Genomic DNA, 25,092 nt, shown 5'->3' on the forward strand with positions numbered 1-25,092 from the left:
CTCTCACCCCTTTTGGAGCATCTCTTGAATGAGCTTTATCGCGCAGAGGTCACCGCACATGGAGCAGGCCTCTGTTTTAGTCGGCCTTTCTTTCCTTATCTCGATGAACCTCTCCTTGTCCTGGCTCAGCTCGAACTGCTTCGCCCAGTCGAGCCTTCCGCGCGCTACGCTCATGAGGTAGTCCTTCCTGAAATCTCCCTCAAACCTCGTGAGATTGACGGCGTGGGCCGCAAGCTTCGCCGCTATGACGCCCTCGCGCACGTGCTCCACCGTCGGCAGTCCGAGGTGCTCCGCCGGCGTTACGTAGCAGAGGAAGTCCGCGCCGTTTAGAGCGGCTATCGCCCCGCCTATTGCCCCGGCGATGTGGTCGTAGCCCGGGAAGACGTCGGTAACTATTGGACCCAGCACGTAGAAAGGAGCGTTATCCGTGGCAATCTTGGCCAGCTTCACCTGGGCCCCTATCTGGTCTATCGGGACGTGGCCGGGCCCTTCGACCATGGTCTGAACTCCTGCCTCTCTGGCTCTCCTAACGAGCCTTCCGAGGGTGTAAAGCTCGGCTATCTGCAGTTCATCGCCAGCATCGGGCAGTCCGCCAGGCCTCAACCCGTCGCCGAGGCTTAGGACGACGTCGTACTCCCTGGCGAGCTCAAGGAGGTAGTCGTAGTTCTTGTAGAAGGGGTTCTCCTCGCCCCAGTGAAGTATCCACGCTGCCAGGAACGTTCCGCCGCGGGAGACCATGCCGACGATCCTCTTGGTTCTCTTCATCTTCTCGACGACCTCTTTCGTAACTCCAACGTGTATCGTCGTGTAGTCAACGCCGTCCCTGAAGTGCTTCTCCACAGCCTTCCACATGTCGTCCTCAGTCATCTCGATGATCGCCTTTCCTTTGGCCAGCATCTCCTCGGCGGCCTGGTAGATGGGAACGGTGCCAATGGGAACGTCCACAGCCTTCATTATGCGCTTTCTTATTTCATCGAGGTCGCCGCCAGTTGAGAGATCCATTATGGTATCGGCGCCATATTTGACCGCGGTCTTGGCCTTCTCTATCTCAGCTTCGACGTCTACTATGTCGCGCGAGGTGCCTATGTTGGCGTTCACCTTGACGTGGACGACGTCGCCGACAGCCACCGGTTTAACCCAGTCGTGGCGGACGTTGCGGAAGATTACGGTGTGACCTTTAGCCACGCTCCTCCTGAGCTTCTCGGGGCTTATCCCCTCCCTCTCGGCGATAAACTTCATCTCCTCCGTAATTACCCCGCGCCTAGCTTCCTCCAGCTGGGTCATTGCCACCACCATGTATAACAAAGTTTTTAAATTTCAAAACTCAGTTTTTAGTGAGCCTTAAAAGGTTTTTGGAGCGCTCAACTGAAAACTTTTTGAAGTTGTAGATAATACAAACTATTCGGCTATTATAACGGAAGAAACTGGCTATCTCAACCTCAGAACGTTTTCCACGTGGCAGAAGGTGAACACCCTGCCAATATTCTCGGCCTCAGCACCAGTGCTTGGCGTCATCGGAAAGGGCAATGCAAAGGTTTCACCCTTCACCCTTGCAATCGCGGTTGGGCTGACCAAAGAGTCAGAAGGGTCATCCCTCGTCACGGTTGATATTTCCCTCAAAGACGTTGATGGATACCAGAATACACCGGTGAAGGCAACGATATACGCCAGCAAGGTACTTTTTGACTATAATGGTAACAAGCACCACCTATCCGGAATGTTCGGAGACATCTTCATCCCCGGAGATCCTGGCTACAGCCCGCCCTGTGACCCGCGTACAGGTTACTGCCCAGAAAACATCCCTTTGGATCACGAACATTGATTTTTCTTTTTTCGCTACTCGTATTTCCTGCGGTTTTAAAACCCGTTTATAACAAAGTTTTTAAATTTCAAAACTTAGTTTTGAACGCGGCTTAAAAGGTTTTGGGTGATGGAGATGCTGAGGGAGATGGAGATAAGCAGGGCGATAATAGAGGCCTACACGGAGGAGCTTCTTGAGAGTTTGAGCCTTGACGTGGCGATAGTCGGCGCGGGCCCCTCCGGAATGGTCGCCGGCTACTACCTCGCCAAGAACGGGGCAAAGGTTGCGATATTCGAGAAGAAGCTCTCAATCGGCGGCGGAATCTGGGGCGGTGCGATGGGCTTCAACAGGATAGTCGTTCAGGAAGAAGCTAAAGAAATCCTCGACGAGTTCGGAATAACGTACAAGCCCTTCAAAAACGGTCTCTACGTCGCAGACGCGATAGAGACCGCAACCACAATAGCGAGCCAGGCCGTTAAAGCCGGCGTGCGCTTCTTCAACATGATTGAGGTTGAGGATTTGGCCCTGAAGGACGACCGCGTGGCCGGGGTTGTAATCAACTGGACGCCGATTCTCATGACGGGCCTCCACGTGGACCCGCTCACCGTCGAGGCGAAGTTTGTAATCGATTCGACGGGCCACGGGGCGCAGATAAGTCAGCACCTCGTTAAGAGGGGCCTCATTGAGGTTCCCGGTGAGGGGCCGATGTGGGCCGAGAAGGGGGAGGAGCTGACCGTTAAACACACGCGGGAAATCTTCCCCGGTCTCTACGTCACCGGAATGGCCGCAAACGCAATAAGCGGTGCCCCGAGAATGGGCCCGATATTCGGCGGCATGTTCCTGAGCGGGAGGAAAGCGGCCTTCGAAATTCTCGAAAAGCTGGGGAGGGGTTGAGATGGAGTGGGTTGGAGACGCCCTCAGAAAAGTGAGAGAGAAGAGGCCCCTCGTCCACAACATCACCAACTACGTAGTCATGAACGAGACCGCCAACGCCCTCCTCGCCCTTGGGGCGTCACCGGTTATGGCGCATGCCCTTGAAGAGGTCGGGGAGATGGTATCCATAGCGGATTCGCTTGTGATAAACATAGGCACCCTCTCTCCCCCCTGGATAGCCTCGATGGAAAAAGCAGTTAAAGCGGCTTCCGAGCTTGGAAAGCCCGTTGTGCTCGACCCCGTCGGAGCAGGGGCGACGAAACTGAGGACATCAACCGCCATGAAGCTCCTTGAGATGGGCGATATCTCCGTTATCAGGGGAAATTTTGGGGAGATTTCTGCCCTCCTCGGAGAGCACGGGAAGACGAGGGGTGTTGATTCCGCCGAATACTCCCTTGAGTCTGCGAGCCAGCTCGCCGAGAGGGCCGCCGGGGAGTTCGGAACGGTCGTGGCGGTGACAGGTCCGGTGGACTTTGTAAGCGACGGAAAAAGGACCTATGTCGTGGAAAACGGCCATGAGCTCCTTGGGAATGTCACCGGAACGGGGTGTATGGCAACCGCTATCACTGGGGCATTCCTTGCGGTAGAGGAGCCCCTGAAGGCGACGGTCTCGGCCCTCGTGACCTTTGAGGTCGCGGCGGAGCTTGCGAGCGAGGCCAAGTACCCGGGCACGTTCCACGTTAAGCTCTACGACTACCTCTACGCCATAGGCCCAGAGACTGTAGTCAGGATGGCGAAGGTAAGGGGGGTTTGAGTTGGGGCTCCGCAAGGCCCTCCGCCTTTATGTTATTACAGCCCGCGGGGATAGGGAGGAGGTTCGGCGCGTCAGGGAGGCCCTTGAGGGAGGCGCCACATCAATCCAGCTCAGAGCAAAAAGTGTTACCGCAAGGGAAGCCTATCTCGCGGGAAGGCAGATAAGAAAGCTGACCCGGGAATATGGGGCCCTCTTCTTCGTTGACGACAGGATAGACCTGGCCATTGCCCTCGATGCGGACGGTGTTCAGCTGGGGCCTGGAGACATACCAATAGAGGTGGCAAAGAATGTTGTGCCCAACCTCATAGTGGGTGCCTCCGTTTACAGTGTGGATGAGGCCCTGAAGGCGGAAGAGCTTGGGGCCGATTATCTGGGAGCGGGGGCGGTTTTTTCAACCCCCACAAAGCCGGAAGCCCGGGTATTGGGGCTTGGGGGCCTCAGGGAGGTAGTCAAAAGGGTCAGCATTCCTGTGGTTGCCATAGGGGGAATAACCCATGAGAACGCGGGGGAGGTCATGAAGACGGGTGTGGACGGCGTGGCGGTCATCTCCACCGTTATGTGTGCCCCCGACGTCAAAAAAGCCACTCAAGAACTGAAAAACGTCGTTGGGGGTGTTTGACATGGCCGTCTTGATAATAGCGGGCCTCGACACCGGCGGTGGAGCGGGTCTAAAAGCGGACATCGAGACGGTCTCGGCTTTAGAGGAGCACCCGCTCCCGGTTCTCACTTCGGTTACCTACCAGAACCCCGGGAAAGTTTCCGGATATTTCTCACTCCCACCCGAGGCCGTGAGGAGGGAGATACGGGCCGTTAGGGGGAGTTTTGAAATAGGGGCCGTCAAAATTGGAATGCTCGGGAGCGGGGAGATAGCCAAGGTCGTCGCCAAGGAGACGGAGGGCTTAACGAGGGTCTTCGACCCGGTGATGGCTTCGAGCACCGGTGAGAGACTCATTGACGACATCGAGTCGCTCAAGGTCCTCGTGGAGGGCTCAATAGTTACCCCAAACGTCCCGGAGGCCGAAGCTCTAAGCGGTCTTAAAATCCACTCCCTCGAGGATATGAAGGAATCCGCCAGGTTCATCGCCCAAACTCTGAAAGCTGAGGCGGTAATCGTCAAAGGCGGCCACCTGAACCTAACCGATCTCCTCTACTGGCGGGGAGAGTTCTTCGAGTTTCCCGGGGAAAGGGTTGGGGGCTTCACCCATGGGACGGGCTGTGCATTCTCCTCGGCCTTGGCCGCTTTTCTGGCGAAGGAGTTTGAGCTTCCAGAGGCAGTGAAAAATGCTAAAAGCTTCGTCGAAGGCGCCATAGGGTTCTCAAAGGCCGAAGCAAAGGCCGTCAATCCACTCTGGAAGCTCCAGAGGGACACTTACCGCTGGAGGGCGAGGGAAGAGCTTGAGAAGGCCATTGAAGAGCTGGTGAAGCTCGGTGAGAGGCTCAACCCCCATGTTCCAGAAGTCAGGACGAACTTCGCGCTTGCGACGCCCTTCGGGGAAGTCTTTGCCGTCAAGGGCAGAATCGTCCGCTACGGGAAAACGGTTAAGCCCGTTGGCCCGGTGGAACTTAACGCCAGCGACCACTTGAAGAGGGCTTTGCTTAAGATGCGCGAGTTCTACCCAGAAGTCCGGGCCGTCCTGAACCTGCGCTATTCGGAAGGGCTGATAGCGCGGGCTAAAAAGCTCGGCCTAGCGGTTTCCTTCTACGACATGCGGGAGGAGCCTGAGGAGGTAAAGAGGGCCAAGAGAGGAACGATGGAATGGGGCATAGAAACTGCCGTAAGAAGGGCAGAAAAAAGGCCCGACGTAATATACCACCTCGGGGACTGGGGCAAGGAGCCGATGGCCCTAATCTTTGGAAGGGACGCGCAGGAGGTGGTGGAGAGGGTTAGTGCTCTCGTTTCTTCCGCTCCTCGATGAAGACCACCACGTGCTCCGGGGCGTTTTCTTTTATCTCATTCTCCAGCTCTGGCTTTTCCGAATAGAGCCGCATAAGGATTTCTCCCCTCAGCCAGGGGTTTTTGATTCTCTTCGCCACCTTCAGGGCGGTCCTGTAGTTTCCAACCCGGATTAGCCCCAACGCAAGGTCGTAGAAGCCCTGGTTGCTTCCGAGTTCCTCCGCGACTCTCATGCCTTCACTGGGTTTTCCTTCGACCGCGTAGAGGTAGGCCAGATAGGAGAGCATTTCAGAGCGGTAGGGCTCATCGAGGAGGCGGTAGAGCTTCTCAAGTGCTTTGGGTTCCCCTTGAATTCTGGAGAGCGCCTGCCGGTAGTGATTGGGATTTTTAAGGGAGTCGAGGACGCACCTCGCGCCCTCAACGCTCCCCCGGAATAGGAAGTTCGAGGCCGTTCTAACCACCTCTTCCACCTCCCAGGGGGCGTAGGCCGGTGGCAGGGCGTCGAGGTCCACTGGATACGCGTCGAGAAGCGACCTCAGAAGGGCCCTGTACCTTCCGATTTTTCTGGGAGCGTCTGAGAAACCGTACCTCAGGAGCGTCTCCCTCATTCTCTCGAAGTCCCTGACGACCATTGCGAACAGCTTTACCGTCGAGTCGAGCCACTCCTCCATGAGAACCTCGAAGTACAGCTCCTGGCTCCTCCCGTACCACTCAAGGGAAAGAATCCTAAGGGTCTTCCCGTCATCAGCGACGTGCAGGTCAATCCAGGGGTCGTAGGAGCCGAGGCTCACCGCGGGGTGCTCTCCAAGAAAGGCATCGAAGTTCTCCCCCGCGAGGGCCCTCCTGAAGGGGTCATCCTCAAGCTTTGTCCTCCTCAGCTCCCCCAGGTCGAGGGGCGCCTCAACCCCGAGCAGGTGGAAGTTCAGCAACGCCAGCTCCTCAAGTGCGCTCCCGAGGAAGACGTCCGCCCCGAAGACGAGGAGTTCATCCTTCCAGAGGCTTAGAGTCCCGTAGTCATCCCAGTTGAAGCGGCGGTATTCGATTAAGTCCCCGGATTTGGCAAGTTCGGCGAGCCTTTCGAGGAGGTCCTCACGCCCAACTTCAACGCTCCAGCCTGCTCTCATAGCCAATCACCTTCAGGAGAAGCCTGACCGGCCGGGTGTTCTCGAGGAACGCCCTCTCAAGCCCGTGCCTTGAGCATGTCTCGAACAGCTCTTCAAGGTCGAAGGCGAGGGAGCTGAGAAAGCGCTCCTCGGCCACGAAAAAGTCCTCCAGGGGGACCCCGAGGGTGTTCTCCCCGGTCGAGAAAACAATTTCCCCGTCATGGAGGCTCACGACGCCGTGAAAACCCGCAAACGATAGCCGTATCCCACCGCTTTCGGCGTCAGCCATGAGGCGCGTGCCCGTAAGCTCTGCCAGCCTAAAGGCCCTTTCGAACCTGTTTCTCGCGACGGCCCCGATGCTTAGAATTCCCTCCGCGAACCTCAGGTAGTCCTCCTCGCCCCTGGCGATAAAGAAGCCCCCAACCGAGAACCCCACGCTCGCCCTTGGTCTGGCACACTCCTTAAAGCGCTCCCACGGGCCGGGATGAAAGAGTTCGCTGACGAAATCGCCACTGACCCTGACTGTCTCGTCTACCAGCGCGTCGAGCGCGGCCTTTCTCAAGCACTCTTCAATGGAAGGAAGCTCCATAAACGCCCCGATTTCCACATTCATACGATTTAAAGTTGGAACTGACCTTTTAAATTTTCCGGTTAGATTGGAAGCCCTGGAATCGGGCCGTGGATAAGTCTAAGAAGGCCCACGAGAACCGGCTGGTGGAGGAGGTAGATAACCAGCGTGTGCCTGCCCGCGAAGGTTATGAAGTGGATCGCGGGACTCTGCGGCAGGGAAAGATGCATTTTTCTTGTTCCTCCGGGGTAGAAAACGCTCCCCGCGGCCATTCCCAAGAGATACACCCCAAACCAGGGAAAAATCGGGAAGTAATCAGGGGCGAAGTAGTTCTTGGGCGTGATGCCCAGGGGGAGGAGCCAGAGGCCGTCGTGGAGGTTGCTTACCAGGAGGTGGCTGAAGAGGAAAAAGAAGGCCCAAAAGATGTTCTTCCTACCAAAGCGATAGAAAGGAACCGCCAGCAGGGTAGCCACGCCGAGGAAGTGGAGGATTCCAAAGTGAATCGTCATTTCGCCCGGGAGAAGGGAGGTGACGAGGGTTATGAGCATACCAAGGCCGAAGAGCTTGAGAAAGCGTCGGAAATACTTCCGGTAGGGTTGGGGGTTTCTCTTTACCGTTCGGGAATAACTTATCCAGAATGAGAGGCCCGATGTGAAGACGAATATCGAGGCAGTGGCAACCGCGAAGGAAAACCAGAACGTACGGTGCCCGGAGTAGTTGAGGAAGAGCCAGAGGTCTGTGACAAAGTTTGAGACCACCATCATCGTTATTCCGATACCGCGCAGGAGGTCAACCTCCCAGTACCGGCTCTTCAGGTACACTTCGGCGCCGAGCATAAGGTCTCTTGGGACTGATCCCTAATATCCATTTCGCCTATAGGAGGACACATAGGACGTCGAAGAGCACCGAGCCGAGCCAGTGAAGGAGAAAGCTGGGGAGAAAGCTCTCGGCCCGAAGGTCGAGCTTGGCGAAGACTATTCCCGCCACGAACGAATAGGGAACCTCTATGCCTGGCTTTCCAACGTGGACGAGGGCGTAGGGAACATCCTGCGCCAGAATCCCGAGCCACTCGTTCCTCTTCGCAAGGGGAAAGAGTAGTATTCCCCTGTAAAACGCCTCGTGGGCGAACATTATGACCCCAACGGCCAGCTCCTTGACGATGAAATCAAGCGGTCCCGAGTATTCAAATATTGGATAGTACTCCTTCATCGACGGGATTGTCGTGCCGTAGAGGCTCAGCGGAATGGTGGCAATGAAAAGGAAAAGGGCCCACCGATACTCAGAAAGCCTGCCCGCCTGAACCCCCAGCTCCCCCCGCTCGAAGCCTAGGGCATACGCCAAGACTAGGGGGAGGGCAAAGTAGAACAGGAGGTTGTAGCCCGCCCAGAGGAAGAGTCCGCCGCCGCTGTAGCGGACTGCGAGGATAAATGGTATTGAGAGTGCATAGAGAACGTACGGGTTGCGTCTGAGTTTCATAGGGGCATTCACACCATGAAGCTTATCTGGACGTTGTTTGCGTACCTCCTTATCTCTATGCCCCGGTTCGTGAACACTATGCCTATTTCAAGCGGTCTCTTTGGATTGGCCCTTCTGATGACCCTTATGCCAACCTCCGTTCCAATCCGGTCCTTGTTGAGACGGTTCATGTAGGAGTAGAGGAGGGTGAGGAAGTTCCTGTAGTCCTGCATCTCCTCAAAGAACTCCTTCTGCTCCGGATTTAGCCGGGGGTATATGTATCTGTGGAAAAACCAGTCAAAAGAGCTCCGTGTTTCAGTCGCGTATGCAAAAAGCAGCTTATAGAACTCCATGTTCTTGTTGCCGAACGAGGAGTCTATACCCGTTATGGCCCTTCCGAGGTAGCTGGATGCCTCGCTTAGTTTCATGTTTATCAGCGTCAGCTCCATGTCTCCCCCGCGGAGGTCCATCTGAATGTACCTGTCCGCCCCAAAGTCCATGTAGATTGTGCTGTAGAAGAGAATCAGCCTCCGCGGACGGTAATTCATCTGCTGAAGAATCCGACGAAGGACATCGCCCAGCCTGTTCAGCTGTCTGGGGTCGCCTATCATGAGGGCCTCTATTCCCATGATGCTGTCCTGAAGGGCCACATCATTATCAAGCCAAAATTCAATCTCCCTCCGCCATCCGGGCATGTTGTATCTGTTGAGAACCTTCAGGTCCACGATGGAGACGGGAACCTCCTTTTGAATCCTTCCGAATCTCCTCTTGAAAATCACCACCGGATGATACCCCGTCGAAGGGTTGAGACGGGAGACCGGGATTTCACTCACCTTACGAAGGGCCAGCAGCGCACTCCGAATCTTTGGAACGTCATCTTTAACGAATTTTGAGCCGAGGTCTTCCAGCAGTATCCTAAGCCTCTCCTCGCTGACCATGCACCACACCAGAATAGATATAAAAAGAAGGGATTAAAAACCTCACTCCGAGTCCTTGGCCGTGGACTCGCCCTTCTTCTCCTCGGCCGCCTTGGTCTTCTTCTTGCTGGTGGTCTTCTTGGTCGTCGTTCTCCTGGTCTTCCTGCCCTTGGTGCTCTTTCTGGAGGTGCTCTTCCGGGTGGTCTTCTTTTTGGTCTTCTTCTCGGTCTCTTCCTTCTTCTCGGCCGCCTCGGTCTCCTCGGCCTTTTCACTGGAGGGCTCCTCGGCCTCCTTTACCTCCTCCTTTTCCTCGACCTTGGTCTCGCCCTCCTCGGTCTTCTCAACGAGGGGCTCGCTGACCTCTTCCTCGAGCTCCACAACTTCCTCGCCCTTCTCCTCGGGCGGCTTGAGGAGCTCGTCAACGCCCGGCTTGAAGTTGACCTCCTCGTAGCCGATGAACTTGAGGTCGCTCTCAAGGAGTATCTCGCCGAGGACAAGGGTGTTCCTGTCAAGTCCGGCGTTGCTGAAGTCCACGGTAACGTCCTTCTCGCCAACCTCGATGATGACCTTTCCGGTGTCCACCCGGGGCATGCGGAGCTCTATCAGGGCCTTGACCTTCTCTATCGGATCCTCAATCTTCTCAACAACCTCTGCCTCGTAGATGAGGTGCTTGCCGGCGTAGGGGTGGTTGAAATCAACCCTCACGCGGCCACCGCTGACGGTGAGGACGCGGCCCTTGAGCTTCCTGCCGCCCTCGGTCTCGATCTCAATGGGCATTCCCGGGAACGGGTAGATGCCCTGCCTCCTGAACTGGCCGAGGGTGAAGGTCTTGATGAGCTTGGGGTCGCGCTTTCCAAAGCCCTTCTCGGGCGGAACTATTATCTCATACTTCTTCCCGACCTCGAGGCCCTCAAGCTGCTCGTCGAGGCCGCTGAGAACGTGACCGGCGCCGACGGCTATCGGAACCGGGCCGTAAATACCGTTCTCGTTGTAGATTCCAGCTTCCTTGGCAACCTCCTCGTAGGTGGTGTCAAAGACCTCGCCGGTCTCCTTGACCTTTCCGGTGTAGTGAAGCCTTATGACGTCTCCCTTCTGAACCTTCATCATCGTAACCTCCTTTTTCCTGCTCTACCCCGGATTGAGAGGGTTGCTTTTTAAGCTTTTGCCGGCGGCCGTGCACACACACTCCCAGACTTCCAAAAAAGAGCGGGCCGCGTACACAAATCTGGCCATGATGAAGGCGATAACCTAATAAAAGGGCTTCACGAAGTTCCCCCGGTGGTGAGAAGATGGCCATAAGAGTGTACAACACCCTGACAAAGCAGAAGGAGGAGTTCAGGCCTTTGAGAGACGGGGAGGTCAGGATGTACGTCTGTGGGCCAACGGTTTACGATTACACTCACCTCGGCCACGCCAGAACCTACGTGGCCTTCGACGTTATCCGGAGATACCTTGAGCACCGCGGCTACAGCGTTCTCATGGTTATGAACTTCACCGACATCGACGATAAAATCATCCGCAGGGCGAATGAAACCGGCGAGGATCCGAGGGAGCTTGCTGAGAGGTTCCTCCGCCTCTTCCTTGAGGACATGAAGGCCCTGAAGGTCAAGCCCGCCGACGTCTATCCGCGCGTCACCGAGCACATGGACGACATTATAGAGTTCGTGAGGAAGCTCCAGGAGAAGGGCTACGCCTACGAGGGAAGCGACGGCGTTTACTTTGAGGTTCAGAGGTTCAGCGACTACGGAAAGCTGAGCGGGATAAAGCTCGAGGAGCTCAGGAAGGGAGCACGCGTCGAGCCCGGCGAGGGCAAGAAGAATCCCGAGGACTTCGCCCTCTGGAAGAAGGCGAAGCCCGGAGAGCCCAAATGGGAAAGCCCCTGGGGGGAGGGAAGGCCGGGCTGGCATATCGAGTGCTCCACGATGAGCACCAAGTACCTCGGCGAGAGCTTTGACATCCACGGCGGCGGCAACGATCTAATCTTCCCGCACCACGAGAACGAGATAGCCCAAACCGAGGCCTGCACAGGGCACGAGTGGGTCAAGTATTGGCTCCACACCGGCTTCCTGATGGTGAACGGGGAGAAGATGAGCAAGAGCCTCGGCAACTTCGTGACTATCAGAGAAATGCTAGAGCGCTACGACCCTGAGGTCATAAGGCTCTTCATCCTCCAGAGGCACTACCGCTCACCGCTCGACTACACTGAGGAGGGCATGGAGCACGCCAAGAACAACCTTGAGAGGCTCTACAACACCCTCGAGAACATCCGCGTGGCCATGGAGCGGGCCGATATAGCATTCAAGTGGGGTCAGGAAGAGTTCGAGGCATACGAGGCGATAAGAAACGCGAGGGAGAAGTTCTACAGCGCCATGGACGACGACTTCAACACTGCCGAAGCTTTAAAGGCAGTGTTCGAGGCGAGCAACGCGGTCAACAGGTATCTAACGAAGGTTGAAAAGCCGAAGGAGAGCATCCTTCGCAAGGCGCTGGAGTTCTTCAGGATTGTAAGCGAGGTCTTCGGCATCTTCGAGGACTACTTCAGGGAGCAGAGGGCGGGCGAGGAGGAGGCCCTTATCCAGCTCCTCATTGACGTCCGCGCCCAGCTCAGGAAGGAGCGCAACTTTGCTTTGGCCGACAGGATAAGGGCAGAGCTCAGGGAGATGGGCATTCAGCTCGAGGACACCCCACAGGGAACGGTTTGGAAGAGGGTTAAAGTCTAATTTCCCACATTTTTTGTCATCTCTCAATCAAGGCCCCAGAGCAAAACACTTAAATACACCCTTCCCTCCGCTCAATTAAGGGAAATCCAATGAAGAAGTTTCCGGCTTATCTCGCTTCTTGGGACGACATAGAAAGGTGGGCAAAGGAAGGTGCCTGGAAGATTCTGGAGGACGGATGGAGACCGGATGTTATAGTCGGACTCGCCAGAGGAGGCTGGGTTGCAGCGAGGCTCTACTGCGACTACCTCGGCGTCAAAGACCTCGTCAGCCTTAAGGTCGAACACTGGGGCGTTACCGCAACCCCCGACGGCAAGGCCAAGCTCAAGTACGGCACCAGCTACGACCTGAGCGGCAAGAAGGTTCTCATCGTCGACGACATCAGCGACACGGGGGAGAGCCTGACGCTCGCCAAGAACTACATCGAGGGCAAGGGGCCGGCCGAGATAAGGGTCGCCACGCTCCTCACCATCAGGGGTTCGCGCTTCAAGCCTGACTACTACGGCGAGGAAATAGACTGGGCGTGGATAGTGTTCCCATGGAACTTCGTCGAGGACATGATAAACCTCGTGAACAACATCTTCGAGGAGAAGGAGGCTTTAACCACCGACGAGATAGTCGAGCTCTTCAGGGAGCTCCACGGCATGGAGGTTCCAAAGGGCAGGCTGGAGGAAGCCCTCCGCATGGCCGAGCGCAGGAAGGTTTTTAAGTTCAGGGACGGGAAGTGGCGCAAAGCCTGAGGGAGTGGTACCTTGGACCGGAAGAAGAAGGTTCAGGAAATCAAGAACCACAGCGTCTACGCGAGGGAGATCTACGACATGCACAGCGAGAGCATACATAATGTCATAGACAACTACGAGAGCCTGAAGGAGGACTATCTGAACGACCACTCGCGGGCGAGAATCGTGAGGATAGTCTTCAACGAGGACAACGGCCTTCCGCTTGCGATAGAGTTCAACAGGAAGGACGATTCCTTCAAGGGCTTCACCATAGCCATCGGCAAGCCCCACATAAGGAGCGGCTCGGAAGAAAAGGAAGAAACTCAGGAGGCGCAGGGAGACTGAACGTAGAACCCCATCTCTATTCCCTTTTCACTCCATATTTCGTAGCTGCTCAGGTAGTACGTCGGGTTCTGGAAGAGGGCCGTCAGGTTCCTGTTCTCCCCCGCCACCCAGACGATGTAGTTCCCCTGGTTGTAGGGGTTCCTCACGGCCATTATCACGGCGGTTCCCGTGATGCTGCCGAGCTCTCCCGTGATAACGGGGTCTTCCTCATTACTGGTTAGAACGTAGGAGTAGATCCCCCAGTCGGGGTTCCTGTCGAGGACCCAGTGGCCGTCTCCCACGGGCACGAAGCGCAGCGGAAAGCCCTCGTCCAGCTCATCGACGAGCGAGTTTGAGTAAGGCCCTCCGACCAGCACCAGGTTCGATCCCATGTCCTCGTCGGTGACGTTCACGTCCGCCTTGACCGAAACCTCCACCGTCCCGTCCCACTGGGAGTAAAAGACCCTGAGGTTCTCAGCTATGGCCTCAGCCGTTTTCCTGTCCATCTCTACCCCCGAGGGGTCGGGGTTCTGGGTTCCGTAAACTACCACCACCCTCCCTTCCACCGCACCCCTGTCGAAGGCCCTCAGCGGGGTCACCGGGACGCGCTCGCTGTAGAGCTTCCCGGCATTCTCAGGGGGAATCAGGGTTCTCAGATCCACGAGCATCTCGTCCACGTAGTCGTCAAGGGGAACGGAGTTCTGGACGCTCATTGCCGCGTACTTGCCGTAGAGCTGGAGCACCTCGTCTATCCAGAACTCGCCCCAGGCCCTCTGGAGCCACACCGCCAGAGCCGCGTAGTCGGGGTCCACGTTGGAGAGCGTGAAGTCCAGCCAGCCGTCGGCGAAGCCCTCGTATATCATGCCCGTCCTGTCCCAGAAGTGAATGTCGTAGCGCGCGAGGTAGGGCATGTCCTCCTCTATGGTGTCCTCCAGGTAGGCCAGGGAGTATGTGTCGCCGTAGTTGGCGTAGAGGCCGGGCAGGGTAATGTCGTGGCCAAGCTCGTGGTAGACGAAGCCCAGGTAGATAAGCTCGTCGAGGCCCGTGTTGTTCACGTAGTCCATGTTAAGGGGCAGGCCGAACATCGTGTCCCTCGCCGTCTTGTAGCTCCAGGCCGTCCTCTGGGGGTCGCGCCTCACGAGCGGCACCATTCCCCCGGCCCCGTATATCTGGACGCCGTCCCTGACTGGGTTGAAGCTGTGGCCGTGTATTGCCACCAGGAACGGGTGCAGGAACTCGAAGCGAACGTTGGAAACGTCGGTGTAGCGGCCCATGAATTCATCCATCGGGAGAAGCGAGAGGGCGTTCTCGTATATCCCGAGGTCCTCCCAGTAGTAATCCTGGTGGGTTCTGTAAAAGGTCATGAAGTCGCTCTCCCTGGCGAAGTCTCTCAAAGCCTCGATGAAGTCGAGTGTCCAGGGGTCGCCGATGTTTCCCCAGGGCTGGAGCTCAGGCGGTTCCGTGCAGAGAAGGAGGTAGTATTCGGTGTAGTACAGCCTAAGGTCCCTCTCCGAGATGGAAGAGGTGTTTTCAAGGTGCTCCCGCAGCATCTGAACCGCGCGGTGGTTCCTGTATGGGGCGAAGTACGAATCAACTTCATCGAGGTAGCCGCCGCGGTCTATGACGAACGGGTCGCTCCGGCCAAAGGCGAGGTAGTAGACCACGCTCAGCAGCTCCGAGTTGGGGCTTATCTCGACGCTCACCCGTTCGGTCACATTGTAGCCGGTCACCTGCGGCGCGGCCGCTCCGATGAAGAGCGCCAGGATTATCAAGGCCCACAGTCGCTTCATCACGACACCCGGTGGTATTTCGGCGGAGGATATTTAAAGCTTCCGACAGCTTTTAAAGCCCAACCGGAAGATAGGGAATTCGGGTGACCGAAAATGAGGGCGAGAGGATTGATTATCACACTCATCTTACTAACCGCGGCGGCAGGGCTCATCCCCTTCGCCGGAGCCTCCTCAGAGAAACCCCTCGTAGTTACCAGCATAGCCCCGATTGCCTCAATAGTTCAGGACGCCTTCGGGGACTTCGTGGATGTGGTTTACATAATTCCCCCCGGCGCGGATCCCCACGAGTACCAGCTGACCGCGAGCCAGATCGAACTCCTGAGGAAAGCCGACGTGATAGTAACCACCGGCGGCCACCTGCCCGTGGAGAAGAAGATAGCCGAGCTGAAGGAGGAGGGGACGATAACGGGGGAGGCACTTTTCCTCGACGACTACAAGCGCGAGGGCTTCCGCTATCTCCCCGAATACTGGTACAACGATAAGGACAACCCCCACGGCGTCTGGCTGGACCCGACCAACGCCCTGGCCATAGCGAGGGCGACCGAGAAGGCGCTCGAGAGGGCCAACCCCGCGGAGGCCGGGCTCTACAGGGCGAGGTACAGGGACTTCGAGAGCAGGGTTGGGGCGATAGTGGAGGCATACAGGGCGCTGGTTGAGGGCAACAAAACCGCCGTCATCCAGATGCCGCCCGACGAGTACGCCATCGAGTGGCTTGGAATAAAGGCAACCGCCGCCATAAAGCCCGAGGAGGAGGTTCCTGCGATAGGCATCGACGAGCTCCTCGGAACCGCCGAAGGAACCGACCTTGTGGTCTACGCCCTCGACAGCCCGGACCAGATGAAGGACGCGGCGAAGGAGCTCGCCGCCAAGAGCGGGAAGCCGCTCGCCGAGATAACGGTCTTCTGGAGCGATAGGCCCTACACGAAGGTTCTAATCGAGAACAGCGCGGCGGTGGTTAAGGCCCTAGGCGGCGGACCGGGAGAGACCCTGCCTGTTCATAGGGACGACGTGGGAAGGTACGTGGCGCTCTCCCTGGTCGTCGGCATCGTCCTTGGCGTCGCCCTTGGGATCATACTCAAGAAATGATTCAGATTCACTTTTCTTTTCCCCATTGTGGCCGTATTTTGCCATCATGGAGGCAAATAAAAAGCAGAGAAAAAATGAGTCACTCCCTCTTGTAGGGCCTTCCGTCCCACTTCGGCGGCCTTGCCTTGCCGATGATGCCCGCGACCACTATCAGGGTCACGACGTACGGAAGGGTCGCTATGAACTGCCAGGGTATCGTTCCCGCGAGCCAGGGGTTGTTCTGGATGTAGATGGCGAAGTTGTCGAAGAATCCGAAGAGGAACGCTCCTCCCAGGGCTATTATTGGGTTCCAGCCGCTGAAGACCATGTTGGCCAGTGCTATGAAGCCCCTTCCGGCGGCAATCTGTTTGGTAACGGTTCCAAGCCAGTCAACGCTTAGATAGGCCCCAGCGACTCCTGCCAAGGCGCTCGCTATCAAGACCGCCGTGAAGCGGTAGAGCTCGACGTTGATTCCGAGCGCATCGGCCGCCTCCGGGTTCTCACCGACGGCCCTTATTCTTAGTCCGAAGGGGGTCTTGAACAGCACCCACCAGGCTATGATGGCTATCGCTATCGTTATAGGCACCATCGGACTGAGCGAGTTTCCAAAGGCGTCCATCCACAGCGGGCTAATCTGGGCGTTGCTCGGAACCTGGTGCTGACCGGCGGTTCCCCAGTAGGCCCTGATTCCAAAGGCCACCGCACCGTAGCCGAGGAGGTTGAGGCCTATACCCGGAATAACGTGGTCCCCCTTGAGGTACACCGTCAGGATGCCATGAAGGACGCCGAAGAGCAGGCCTATAAAAGCTCCGCCGAGGATGCCGACCCAGCCGTTTCCGGCAAGCTCCGCGAACATTGTCCCGAAGAACGCCGAGAACATCAGTATTCCCTCGTAGCCGATGTTGACTACACCCGCCCTTTCACTTATCACCGCACCTATGCTCGTGAGCGCTATTGGAACCATCGCCGCGAGTGAACCGAGGAGAAGGCTGATTACCATCGCCTCGTTCATGCCTCCCCCCTCCTGAAGAGCTTGGCAAAGAGGTCGAGCAGTCCTGGAACCGCGACGGCTATGATTATGATGCCCTCGATGACCTTAATCATCTCAAGCGGAACGTGGGCGTGCTGCTGCATTGCCGTTGCTCCAGCGCTCAGCGCTCCGAAGAGGATTCCCGCGAAGATTATGCCGAGCGGGTGATTCCTGCCGACGAGGGAGACACCTATTCCGTCAAAGCCGTAGCCGTAAACGTTCGCCAGTCCCTGGGTTATGGCGTAGCTCGGTGGGGTCCCCATGACGATTCCCGCTCCGGCCAGCCCGGCCGTCATTCCACCGATGACGAAGGACCAGATGGCCGAGCGCTTGGGGTTTATTCCTCCGTACTCGGCCGCCCTCGGGTTCTGACCGCTGGTTCTCAGCTCGTATCCGAGCTTGGTGTGCCACATCACCACGAAAACGACCACCGCCGAGAGGATGGCTATGATGAACGCCCAGGATAGGCTGGTTCCCTTTACGAGAAGGGGCAACCTTGCACCGGGCGGAATCGGCAGGGTGCTGTTGGGGTCCTTAGGGTTGTAGTAGACGCTGACCGCGAGCCAGCTGACGAGGAAAAAGGCAATCCAGTTGAACATTATCGTGGATATGACCTCGTGCACCCCTCTGTAAACCTTGAGGATTGCCGCTGGAAGGGCCCAGAGGGCTCCGATGAAGAGGCCCGCGAGGAGGCCCGCCAGGGGATTCTGGAGGTACTGAGTGACGATTATCGCCGCTATCGCGCCGAAGTACACCGTTCCCTCGGCACCGATGTTGAAGAGACCCGTCCTCGCGCCTATCGCGAAGGTTATCGCCGTTAGGATAAGTGGGGCCGATTTGCTGAGGGTTTCGGCTATACCATCGGTTGAGCCGAGGGAGCCCTTGATGAGCCAGTAGTAGGCTGAGCCGGGGCTGTAACCGCTGAACCAGAGGACAAGGGCCCCGATGAAGGCTCCAATGAGTATTGCAAGAACGCTCTCCGCTACGGGTTTGACGTAACCCCTGAGCTCATTTTTGAGGTTCACCCTTAACACCTCCCATCATGAGTCCTATCTGCTCCTCGGTAACCTCGTCGGGCTTGACTATTCCCATGAACTGACCTTCGTACATTATCGCCATCCTGTCGCTGAGCTGGAGAACCTCGTCCAAGTCGGCAGAAACGAGCAGAACGGCCTTGTTATCGTTCCTGAGCTTAACGAGGTAGTTCCTGATGTACTCGGTCGATGCAACGTCAACACCGCGCGTCGGCTGGGCCGCTATGATGAACTCCGGCTTCTTGCTGACCTCCCTCGCAACTATCAGCTTCTGCTGGTTTCCACCGCTCAGGCTCTTCACAGGGGCCTTGGTTCCAGGCGCGCTGACCTCGAACTCCTCAATCAGCCTCTTAGCGTGCGCCTCAACCTTGTCCCAGTCGAGCAGAAAACCCTTCGAGAACTCCTTCCGCCAGTGCATTCCGAGTATCGAGTTCTCCATCACGCTCATCTCAAGGATTAAGCCCATGTGAGTCCTATCCTCCGGGACGTGTGCCATTCCCATGTCGTAGAGTTCTCTCGGTTTTTTGCCGGTGATGTCCGCTCCTTTAAGGTAAACTTTGCCCTTCTCGACCTTTCTGAGGCCGGTTATAGCCTCTATGAGCTCGCTCTGACCGTTGCCCTCGACACCGGCTATTCCAAATATCTCACCAGCCCTAACCTCGAAGGTAAGCCCCCTGACGGCATCCTCTCCCCTGTCTCCCTTCACCCACAGGTCCTCAACGCGGAAGATAACCTCGCCGGGCTCCTTCGGGGGCTTCTCAATCCTCAAAACGACGTCCCTTCCAACCATCATCCTCGCGAGGAGCTGGGGCGTTGCCTCGCTCGTCTTAACGGTTCCAACGACCTCACCTTTCCTGATGACGGTGACGCGGTCGGTGAGCTCCATGACCTCATTGAGCTTGTGGCTGATGAAGATTATCGTCTTCCCCTGCTCCCTGAGCTTCCTGAGAACCGCGAAGAGCTCCTTGACCTCGATTGGGGTTAAAACCGCAGTAGGCTCGTCGAGGATGAGTATATCAACGTCGCGGTAGAGCATCTTAAGGATTTCTATCCTCTGCTGCACACCAACCGGCAGGTTCTCCACGGGGACGTCAAGCGGAACCTGGAAGTTCAGCTCGTCCATGAGCCTCTGGAGTTTTTTCCTCGCGTTCTCGACGTCAATCTTGGACAGAAGCTCATGGCCCTCCATGCCGAGGATTATGTTCTCAAGGGCGTTGAAGACATCAACGAGCGTGAAGTGCTGGTGGACCATTCCGATTCCATTTGCTATGGCATCTGCGGGGCTCTTGAAGCGGACCTCATTGCCACGAAGAAAGATTTTGCCCTTCGTTGGCTTCAGCATTCCGAAGAGAACCTTCATTAGCGTTGTTTTTCCTGCACCATTCTCGCCAAGGAGGCCGAGGATTTCGCCCTCGTAGACCTTAAGGGTAACCCCCTTGAGGGCCCTTGTCCCGTCTGGGTAAACCTTGACAATGTCCCGCATCTCAAGCACTGGGGTTTGCTCTTCCATCCCTTCCACCTCCAAATCTCAAAACGGAAACAAAAGGGGAAGAAGAATCACTGCTTGTGGTTCTTGTAGTAGTCGAGGGCCCAGTAGGCGCCGAAGCGGTAGCCACCTTCGAACTTGTAGAGAACCGGAATCTCCATACCGAGGACGATACCGATGGTGTCCTTGTTGTCGTTGAGCGCTATGAGCGCCGCGAGGGCACCAGCAAGGGTTGAACCCTCATTCTCCTTGAAGAGAACCATCTGGACGTTGTGGGGCATCTCTGGGTCGTAACCGTCTATGATGACGAACCTCTGGTCCGGATACTCCTGGGCGACCTGCTTAACCGCGTTGGTCATCATGAAGCCGACCGCAATGATGATGTCGTACTCACCGCTCTTGGCGAGGCTCCTGAGGTTCGGCAGATAGTCGTTCTCGCTGTTGCTCTGGAGCTCATCGAGCTGGAGGCCGAACTCCTTGGCGGCCTTCTCGGCACCCAAGTAAGCCATGTCGTTGAAGCTCAGGTCACCCCTACCACCGACATCGTAGACGATGGCTATCTTTTTCGTGTTTTGTCTACTGTTGAGGCTCTCATTGAAGTACGTTTCGGGCTTGGGTTCGTTCGCACTCCAGTTCTTGGTGTATTCCTCCATGGTCTTCCATTCATCGGCCTTTCTGAGAAGCTCAATCTGGTCCTTAGAGGTGGCTTTTGGAACGATTATCTGTCCGTTGATTATCTGGTTCTGAAGGTCGTCAATGGCATTCCAAATCCAGTCCGGAACCTGGTTCCTGGTCTGTTCGAGGAACTGTATAAGCTCGTCCTCGCTCTCAAAGCCGAGATCCTTGAGCTTCTTCTCCTTGACGTCCGATGGAAGGGAGTCAAACATGGCCTTGACGTCTTCTATGGTTGAGAGCTTAACACCGCCCTCCTTGAGGCCGAGCTCAACGACACCGCCCTGGAACTGGTTCTCCTCTGCCTGCTTGACGGCATTGTAAACACCAACGTCAACACGCTTCATCATGCTCGCTATTATAACACCCGGTTTAATCCAGTCCTGGGCGGAGTCAACACCCATCGCGAAAGGCGGTCCCATCTTCTTGTCGTTGGCGTCCAAGTAGTCGCCCACGGCCTCGAAGACACCAAGACCAGTACCACCCGCGACCTGGTAAATAACCCAAGCGCCCTGCTGGAGCTGAGCCTGTGCCGCCTGTTTCCCTTTAGCAGGGTCACCGAATGAGCCGGTGTACGTGTAGAGGATGTTTATTCCGGTTTTCTCTTCCCCGCCACTTATGCAGCCGCTGGCCACTACACCGAGAGCCAAGATGCCAATTAAAAACAAGCTAAACAGCTTCTTCATGCTAACACCCCGCGAGTTTTCAAAGGTATACCCGTAAAGCGCAATATATACTTTATGGTCCCCAGGAAGCCGAAAATTTGAGAAAGAATTTTAACCTCAGAGTAAAAGTTTTTTGTGATGACCATGCTGAAGAAAATAGCCGAACTGAACTCGGGAGCCATTTTAATAACTGGAGACGGGAAGAGGCTTGCGAAGATATACATCAATGCCTGGAGCAAGGACGGCAGGCGCGTGCTTGCTGAATACCTTCCATTCCAGGTGAACGGTGACGTCTACATCGGCCCACCGTTTGATAGCGACGACTTCGATGTGTACCTGATAATCAATCCCCTCTCGCGCTCGAAGGCTGAGAGGGAAAGGCTCCAGAAGTGGCTGGGAGAGCACAGGGACAAGCTCATCCTGCTGTACGAACACAAGTACGTGAAGGATTCGATAACGCGCTACAGAATCAAGGACTTCATTGACTATCTAATCGCATACAAGAGGGAAACCGTCGGGTTCGAAAGGGTCGATGTGATGCGTCTGGAGGACGGGCGAATAGTCGAGAGCAAAACCTACGTCAGGAGGTACTGAACGGGCACGTGCGGTTTATAAACCCCGGGGAGGAGACACTCCCGCCCGATGACGAGTGGCTTCGGGTCTGAGGTGTGATGACACCAGCTATCGCCGAGGGCACTTCATAATAATTATATAGGCTTAAGTTGCTCGCTCATCAGGTGGTAAAGATGCTGGGAAGGCTCAAGGAGAAATTAGGCTCATTTGTGGAGAGGGTTGCCCAAACTGAAATAAGCGAGAAGGACGTGGAAAATGCGCTCTGGGACCTGGAAATAGAGCTCCTTGAGGCGGACGTGGCACTTGAAACCGTCGAGGAGCTCAAGGAGAGGATAAAGGAGAAGCTCGTCGGCCAGAAGGTCAAGATAGGTACGAACAAGAAGGCACTGGTTGAAGAGGCCGTCCGTGAGGCCGTTCTTGAGGTCCTGACACCGGAGAAGAAAATAGACCTTCTTGAGCTGATAAAGTCTAAGGAGGAGAAGCCCTTCGTCATAGCCTTCGTGGGCTTCAACGGCTCCGGGAAGACAACGACCATAGCCAAGCTCGCCCACTGGCTTAAGAAGAACGGTTTAAGCGTTGTCATAGCCGCCAGCGACACCTTCCGTGCAGGGGCGATAGAGCAGGTCGAGGAGCACGCAAAGCGCGTCGGGGTTAAGGTCATCAAGCACTCCTACGGTGCCGACCCTGCTGCCGTCGCCTACGACGCGATCCAGCACGCAAAGGCGAGGGGGCTGGACGTCGTCCTTATAGACACAGCAGGCAGAAACGAGCTGAACAGAAACCTCATGGACGAGATGAAGAAGATAGCGCGCGTAACCAATCCTGACCTGGTGATATTCGTCGGCGACAGCCTCGCCGGCAACTCCGTCGTCGAGCAGGCGAAGCAGTTCAACGAGGCGGTGAAGATCGACGGAGTAATTCTCACCAAGCTGGACGCCGACGCCCGCGGCGGTGCGGCGCTGAGCATAAGCCACGCCATCGGCGCGCCGATACTCTTCGTCGGCGTCGGCCAGGGCTACGACGACCTAAAGCCCTTCGACGAGAAGTGGTTCGTGGAGAGGATTTTTGGGGAGTGAACTCATACACTCACGGCCAGCCCCATGCGTACCACAGTCCAAACTGCGAGGAAGCTCAGGACGGCTGAGACCGTCCAGGAGGTTTCTTCTCCCCTCTCAATTTGAAGTCCCACAATTCTTGCAAACGCCCACTGGAGGAGTGGGGGGAGGACTAAAACGGCCAACAGGGCGGTTCCTCCCACGAAGCGGAGGATTGAAAGGCCAACTAGGACCACAACGCCTGAAGACGCCGAGAGCACCGCAGTGCCTTTCCTGTCCCTCCAGAGGGCGAGAAGGGCAACGATGATGAAGGGCAGAGCGGCCACAAGGAAGAAGAGGGGCGATGGCTCAAAGTAAAAGCGGCAGATTGGGTATGGGTGGATCTGAAGGCAGGTAGCCCCAACGTAGTATTCCCGTGGAAGTAAGACCATCAGCAGGAACTCCCATGCTGGAAAGAGGAAAGGGTAAAGGAAGTGGTGAAGCTTCATCGGGCTCACCGCCCCCCACTCAAAGGAAGGACGTTGGTGAGTTTTTTGACGTCCTCCCCATTGCCGCTGGCGAGGAGCAGGTACAGGTTGCCATCGTCCCTGACCTCAAGCACGAGAATATAGTCTTTTCCTTTCCTGAACACCCAACCCCTAAGAAGATCGTCGGAAAGCTCCCTGATTGCAGTATAGCCCGAGTGCTCAAGCTTAGAAACGTAGGCTTCCACAATCTCGTTGGGAGGCTCCGTGTACTTGAGCCGAAATGCTTCAATTATCTTCGACTTCTCAGGTGTTTCTCCATAGTCCACCTTAGATATTATTGCCGTTCCCTCCAAAGGATACACATAAACGGCCAGATAAACTCTTCCCGAGAGGGTTACGTTTGAGAGGGAGGCCCCCGGTAGGATGAGACCAGTCCAGTTCTCGGAAAAGCCTTTGAGGGATTTAAAGTAGCACTTTGGCCTCTTCTCCGCCCAGTTGGAGGGCTCAAAGTTAAAGAACCCGACGAGCACGTGCCTCGGACTCCCGTTTACAGCCTCGTCGAGTGTTATGCCCTTAAATCCTGCCCGGGGAGGGTAGCCCGGCCCGCTGACGATTGGTGGTTTAACATCGCTGACGTTCACTGGCACCTTTGAGAAACACGAACTTTCTTCATTCAGCCTTTTGCTTGTAAAAATGGCACCACATGCCAATACTAAAAGTAAAATTGAAAGAGAAAGATGTAAGGCCCTTCTTGTCATCAAACCTACCTCCTACGTACAAAGATAAACCATGCCTCTTTCCAATTTCCGTCTGCTATGTAATGGCTGACACTATCCCACGTATCATGGATTTCCCAATAGAATGCGGAGGAATAACCCACATAGCCGACAACTGTAACTGTATGGTTTACGTAATCTTGGGAGCGGTCTAATGCAGAACCTCCATCAATCATCCAGAGTAAAAGTGGGTGGTTGCTATCGATGTCAGCTATTGCATCGTAGAATCCTGTTTCACGGCTTTCCCACCAAGCAGTATAGTCATTTTCAACGATGTTATTGAGAGTTATCATTTTTGAAATGCGCTGATACTCTTCATAAACGTTTTCTATGCCTGGAACTACATTGTAACTCCAGGTGGCCCCTGTTGCGTTTGTTTTTAGAGTGTGATGAAGAACATCAATCAACGCTTCCCTGTCCCAAGAATCTTGAAGCTGGGGTTCGTAATACGCTATCACCATTGAAACAGCTATAGGAGTACATCCGTCCCACCAGGACCATGGATCATCATTGGGGCCCACATTGTAAGGATACGGCTTTGGATTGTCATCGTCATCCGTTGTGGTCCAAGCTGGTACATTTGGAATATGCTTTTCTGCGTAAGTGGACGTAGGATATATGTTATCCGTCGTCTCTGTCTCTAAAGACAGCATGTGATGTTTGGGTGAGAAGGAGACTCTTTTTGGAACAGAAATATGTCTGCCGTAGATGTCCATGGCCTTTCCGTTTTTTAGCTCCACACTATAGCTTAACGCCCCGTAATAGAGCAACCTGTGCCGTTCCGTTGAAAAGCCCTTTATTCTGGTCGCAGTGATTCTTCCCAGCCTTTTGCTGGGTGCCTCGCCTTTGCTGAACTCAAGAACGGGAGGCATGTACCTCTGAGCCGCCACGAGTATGAATCCATTGGGCTTTCCGTTCACCAGCACGGTGAACTCGTAGGCGCTCTTGGTTCCGTTGGGGAAGTAGTACACCACAGGCTGGGAAAGCTTTGCGTTCTTCCAGTCTTCAAATCCGGGCAGGTTTGAAGATGCCCACTGCAGGTGTCTCTGAGCGACAGGCATGGCTTCAGCTGGCGTCACGGAACCAGTGTGGCCCTTCGGGGGAACCATGCTTAAGGCTCCAGTGAGGCTACTCAAAACTAAAACCGCAAAAAGAACTGCAAATGCCCTAGTCCGCCACTTCTTCAAGGGGATCACCATTGGATATATTCTCCAATACACTTAATAAATCTTGTGTGGACAAAAGTTAATAAGCCGGCACATTACTCTTCCCCAAACTAAACTTAATGAATACA

The 25,092-nt window shown here is 55.8% G+C and carries 25 protein-coding genes and 2 pseudogenes; 11 read left to right on the forward strand and 16 right to left on the reverse strand.

Annotated elements, in window-relative coordinates; genetic code table 11:
• Positions 1–3: 3 nt before the first annotated feature.
• Positions 4–1,284, reverse strand: a complete 1,281-nt coding sequence (gene thiC, locus FPV09_RS02910; protein ID WP_148883636.1) for a phosphomethylpyrimidine synthase ThiC — start codon at positions 1,282–1,284, stop codon at positions 4–6.
• 181 nt (positions 1,285–1,465) lie between these two features.
• On the opposite strand from thiC, the gene FPV09_RS02915 reads away from it, so the two are divergent.
• The 5 genes from FPV09_RS02915 (at position 1,466) to thiD (ending at position 5,404) form a co-directional block, all read left to right on the forward strand.
• Positions 1,466–1,822: a hypothetical protein gene (locus tag FPV09_RS02915; protein ID WP_148882317.1), complete on the forward strand. Its 357-nt coding sequence runs from the start codon at positions 1,466–1,468 to the stop codon at positions 1,820–1,822.
• Between the two features lie 114 nt (positions 1,823–1,936).
• A complete protein-coding gene (locus tag FPV09_RS02920) occupies positions 1,937–2,695 on the forward strand; it encodes a sulfide-dependent adenosine diphosphate thiazole synthase (RefSeq protein WP_148883637.1) in 759 nt (252 codons plus the stop codon).
• Between the two features lies 1 nt (position 2,696).
• The gene (gene thiM / locus FPV09_RS02925) at positions 2,697–3,488 is read left to right on the forward strand and encodes a hydroxyethylthiazole kinase (RefSeq protein WP_148882318.1); all 792 of its coding nucleotides are present in this window, start codon (positions 2,697–2,699) and stop codon (positions 3,486–3,488) included.
• Position 3,489: 1 nt separating this feature from the next.
• Positions 3,490–4,107, forward strand: a complete 618-nt coding sequence (gene thiE / locus FPV09_RS02930) for a thiamine phosphate synthase (protein WP_148882319.1) — start codon at positions 3,490–3,492, stop codon at positions 4,105–4,107.
• 1 nt (position 4,108) lies between these two features.
• The gene (thiD, locus tag FPV09_RS02935; RefSeq protein ID WP_148882320.1) at positions 4,109–5,404 is read left to right on the forward strand and encodes a bifunctional hydroxymethylpyrimidine kinase/phosphomethylpyrimidine kinase; all 1,296 of its coding nucleotides are present in this window, start codon (positions 4,109–4,111) and stop codon (positions 5,402–5,404) included.
• Here thiD and FPV09_RS02940 read toward each other — a convergent pair.
• From FPV09_RS02940 to FPV09_RS02965, 6 genes are read right to left on the reverse strand one after another with little or no spacing between them, the layout of a single operon-like run.
• Positions 5,373–6,506, reverse strand: coding sequence for a hypothetical protein (locus FPV09_RS02940; protein WP_148882321.1), 1,134 nt, complete (start codon positions 6,504–6,506; stop codon positions 5,373–5,375). The two genes, thiD and FPV09_RS02940, sit on opposite strands and share 32 nt — an antisense overlap.
• Positions 6,484–7,098, reverse strand: coding sequence for a hypothetical protein (locus tag FPV09_RS02945; protein ID WP_148882322.1), 615 nt, complete (start codon positions 7,096–7,098; stop codon positions 6,484–6,486). The genes FPV09_RS02940 and FPV09_RS02945 overlap by 23 nt, the downstream gene beginning before the upstream one ends.
• 38 nt (positions 7,099–7,136) lie before the next feature.
• The gene (locus tag FPV09_RS02950; RefSeq protein ID WP_148882323.1) at positions 7,137–7,889 is read right to left on the reverse strand and encodes a heparan-alpha-glucosaminide N-acetyltransferase; all 753 of its coding nucleotides are present in this window, start codon (positions 7,887–7,889) and stop codon (positions 7,137–7,139) included.
• 37 nt (positions 7,890–7,926) lie between these two features.
• A complete protein-coding gene (mrtA, locus tag FPV09_RS02955; RefSeq protein ID WP_058938117.1) occupies positions 7,927–8,529 on the reverse strand; it encodes a CPBP family archaeomyxosortase MrtA in 603 nt (200 codons plus the stop codon).
• An 8-nt stretch (positions 8,530–8,537) separates the two neighbouring features.
• Positions 8,538–9,446: a hypothetical protein gene (locus tag FPV09_RS02960; RefSeq protein ID WP_148883638.1), complete on the reverse strand. Its 909-nt coding sequence runs from the start codon at positions 9,444–9,446 to the stop codon at positions 8,538–8,540.
• A 42-nt stretch (positions 9,447–9,488) separates the two neighbouring features.
• Positions 9,489–10,532: an FKBP-type peptidyl-prolyl cis-trans isomerase gene (locus FPV09_RS02965; RefSeq protein ID WP_148882324.1), complete on the reverse strand. Its 1,044-nt coding sequence runs from the start codon at positions 10,530–10,532 to the stop codon at positions 9,489–9,491.
• A 182-nt stretch (positions 10,533–10,714) separates the two neighbouring features.
• Between FPV09_RS02965 and cysS the strand changes: the two genes are divergently transcribed.
• From cysS to FPV09_RS02980, 3 genes are all read left to right on the forward strand, one after another.
• Positions 10,715–12,145 carry a cysteine--tRNA ligase gene (cysS, locus tag FPV09_RS02970; protein ID WP_148882325.1) on the forward strand — a complete coding sequence of 477 codons (1,431 nt, stop codon included), beginning with the start codon at positions 10,715–10,717 and terminating at the stop codon, positions 12,143–12,145.
• Between the two features lie 89 nt (positions 12,146–12,234).
• Complete coding sequence (locus FPV09_RS02975; RefSeq protein WP_148882326.1) at positions 12,235–12,882, forward strand: phosphoribosyltransferase; 648 nt, start codon at positions 12,235–12,237, stop codon at positions 12,880–12,882.
• 12 nt (positions 12,883–12,894) lie between these two features.
• Complete coding sequence (locus FPV09_RS02980) at positions 12,895–13,206, forward strand: hypothetical protein (RefSeq protein ID WP_148882327.1); 312 nt, start codon at positions 12,895–12,897, stop codon at positions 13,204–13,206.
• Here the strand turns inward: FPV09_RS02980 and FPV09_RS02985 are convergent.
• The gene (locus FPV09_RS02985) at positions 13,185–14,975 is read right to left on the reverse strand and encodes a DUF4932 domain-containing protein (protein WP_148882328.1); all 1,791 of its coding nucleotides are present in this window, start codon (positions 14,973–14,975) and stop codon (positions 13,185–13,187) included. The genes FPV09_RS02980 and FPV09_RS02985 overlap by 22 nt on opposite strands.
• 93 nt (positions 14,976–15,068) lie before the next feature.
• Here FPV09_RS02985 and FPV09_RS02990 point away from each other — a divergent pair, with 93 nt between their 5' ends.
• The gene (locus FPV09_RS02990) at positions 15,069–16,061 is read left to right on the forward strand and encodes a metal ABC transporter solute-binding protein, Zn/Mn family (protein WP_148882329.1); all 993 of its coding nucleotides are present in this window, start codon (positions 15,069–15,071) and stop codon (positions 16,059–16,061) included.
• Positions 16,062–16,140: 79 nt separating this feature from the next.
• On the opposite strand, the gene FPV09_RS02995 is transcribed toward FPV09_RS02990, so the two are convergent.
• The 5 genes and pseudogenes from FPV09_RS02995 to FPV09_RS12280 form a co-directional block, all read right to left on the reverse strand.
• On the reverse strand, positions 16,141–17,052 hold the full coding sequence (locus FPV09_RS02995) for an ABC transporter permease (RefSeq protein ID WP_148882330.1): 912 nt from the start codon (positions 17,050–17,052) through the stop codon (positions 16,141–16,143).
• On the reverse strand, positions 17,049–18,095 hold the full coding sequence (locus tag FPV09_RS03000) for an ABC transporter permease (protein WP_148882331.1): 1,047 nt from the start codon (positions 18,093–18,095) through the stop codon (positions 17,049–17,051). The genes FPV09_RS02995 and FPV09_RS03000 overlap by 4 nt, the downstream gene beginning before the upstream one ends.
• Positions 18,079–19,614 carry an ABC transporter ATP-binding protein gene (locus tag FPV09_RS03005; protein ID WP_148882332.1) on the reverse strand — a complete coding sequence of 512 codons (1,536 nt, stop codon included), beginning with the start codon at positions 19,612–19,614 and terminating at the stop codon, positions 18,079–18,081. Before FPV09_RS03005 ends, FPV09_RS03000 begins: the two co-directional genes overlap by 17 nt.
• Before the next feature lie 62 nt (positions 19,615–19,676).
• Positions 19,677–20,153, reverse strand: a pseudogene (locus FPV09_RS12275) (BMP family lipoprotein); the annotation flags it as partial.
• Positions 20,154–20,468: 315 nt separating this feature from the next.
• Positions 20,469–20,948 (reverse strand): annotated as a pseudogene (locus tag FPV09_RS12280) (BMP family ABC transporter substrate-binding protein); the annotation flags it as partial.
• 123 nt (positions 20,949–21,071) lie between these two features.
• On the opposite strand from FPV09_RS12280, the gene FPV09_RS03015 reads away from it, so the two are divergent.
• Entirely contained in the window at positions 21,072–21,521 is a 450-nt protein-coding gene (locus FPV09_RS03015; RefSeq protein WP_148883639.1) for a hypothetical protein, read from the forward strand.
• A 152-nt stretch (positions 21,522–21,673) separates the two neighbouring features.
• Positions 21,674–22,576 carry a signal recognition particle-docking protein FtsY gene (gene ftsY / locus FPV09_RS03020; protein ID WP_148883641.1) on the forward strand — a complete coding sequence of 301 codons (903 nt, stop codon included), beginning with the start codon at positions 21,674–21,676 and terminating at the stop codon, positions 22,574–22,576.
• 2 nt (positions 22,577–22,578) lie between these two features.
• On the opposite strand, the gene FPV09_RS03025 is transcribed toward ftsY, so the two are convergent.
• The 3 genes from FPV09_RS03025 to FPV09_RS03035 are packed head-to-tail and all read right to left on the reverse strand — an operon-like array spanning position 22,579 to position 24,997.
• Positions 22,579–23,043 carry a hypothetical protein gene (locus FPV09_RS03025; protein ID WP_148882334.1) on the reverse strand — a complete coding sequence of 155 codons (465 nt, stop codon included), beginning with the start codon at positions 23,041–23,043 and terminating at the stop codon, positions 22,579–22,581.
• Between the two features lie 5 nt (positions 23,044–23,048).
• On the reverse strand, positions 23,049–23,780 hold the full coding sequence (locus tag FPV09_RS03030; RefSeq protein ID WP_148882335.1) for a hypothetical protein: 732 nt from the start codon (positions 23,778–23,780) through the stop codon (positions 23,049–23,051).
• A 5-nt stretch (positions 23,781–23,785) separates the two neighbouring features.
• Positions 23,786–24,997 carry a C39 family peptidase gene (locus FPV09_RS03035; RefSeq protein ID WP_148882336.1) on the reverse strand — a complete coding sequence of 404 codons (1,212 nt, stop codon included), beginning with the start codon at positions 24,995–24,997 and terminating at the stop codon, positions 23,786–23,788.
• Between the last annotated feature and the right edge of the window lie 95 nt (positions 24,998–25,092).

Origin of the sequence: Thermococcus aciditolerans, from assembly GCF_008152015.1 — an archaeon.
In the GTDB taxonomy this organism is placed as follows: domain Archaea; phylum Methanobacteriota_B; class Thermococci; order Thermococcales; family Thermococcaceae; genus Thermococcus; species Thermococcus celericrescens.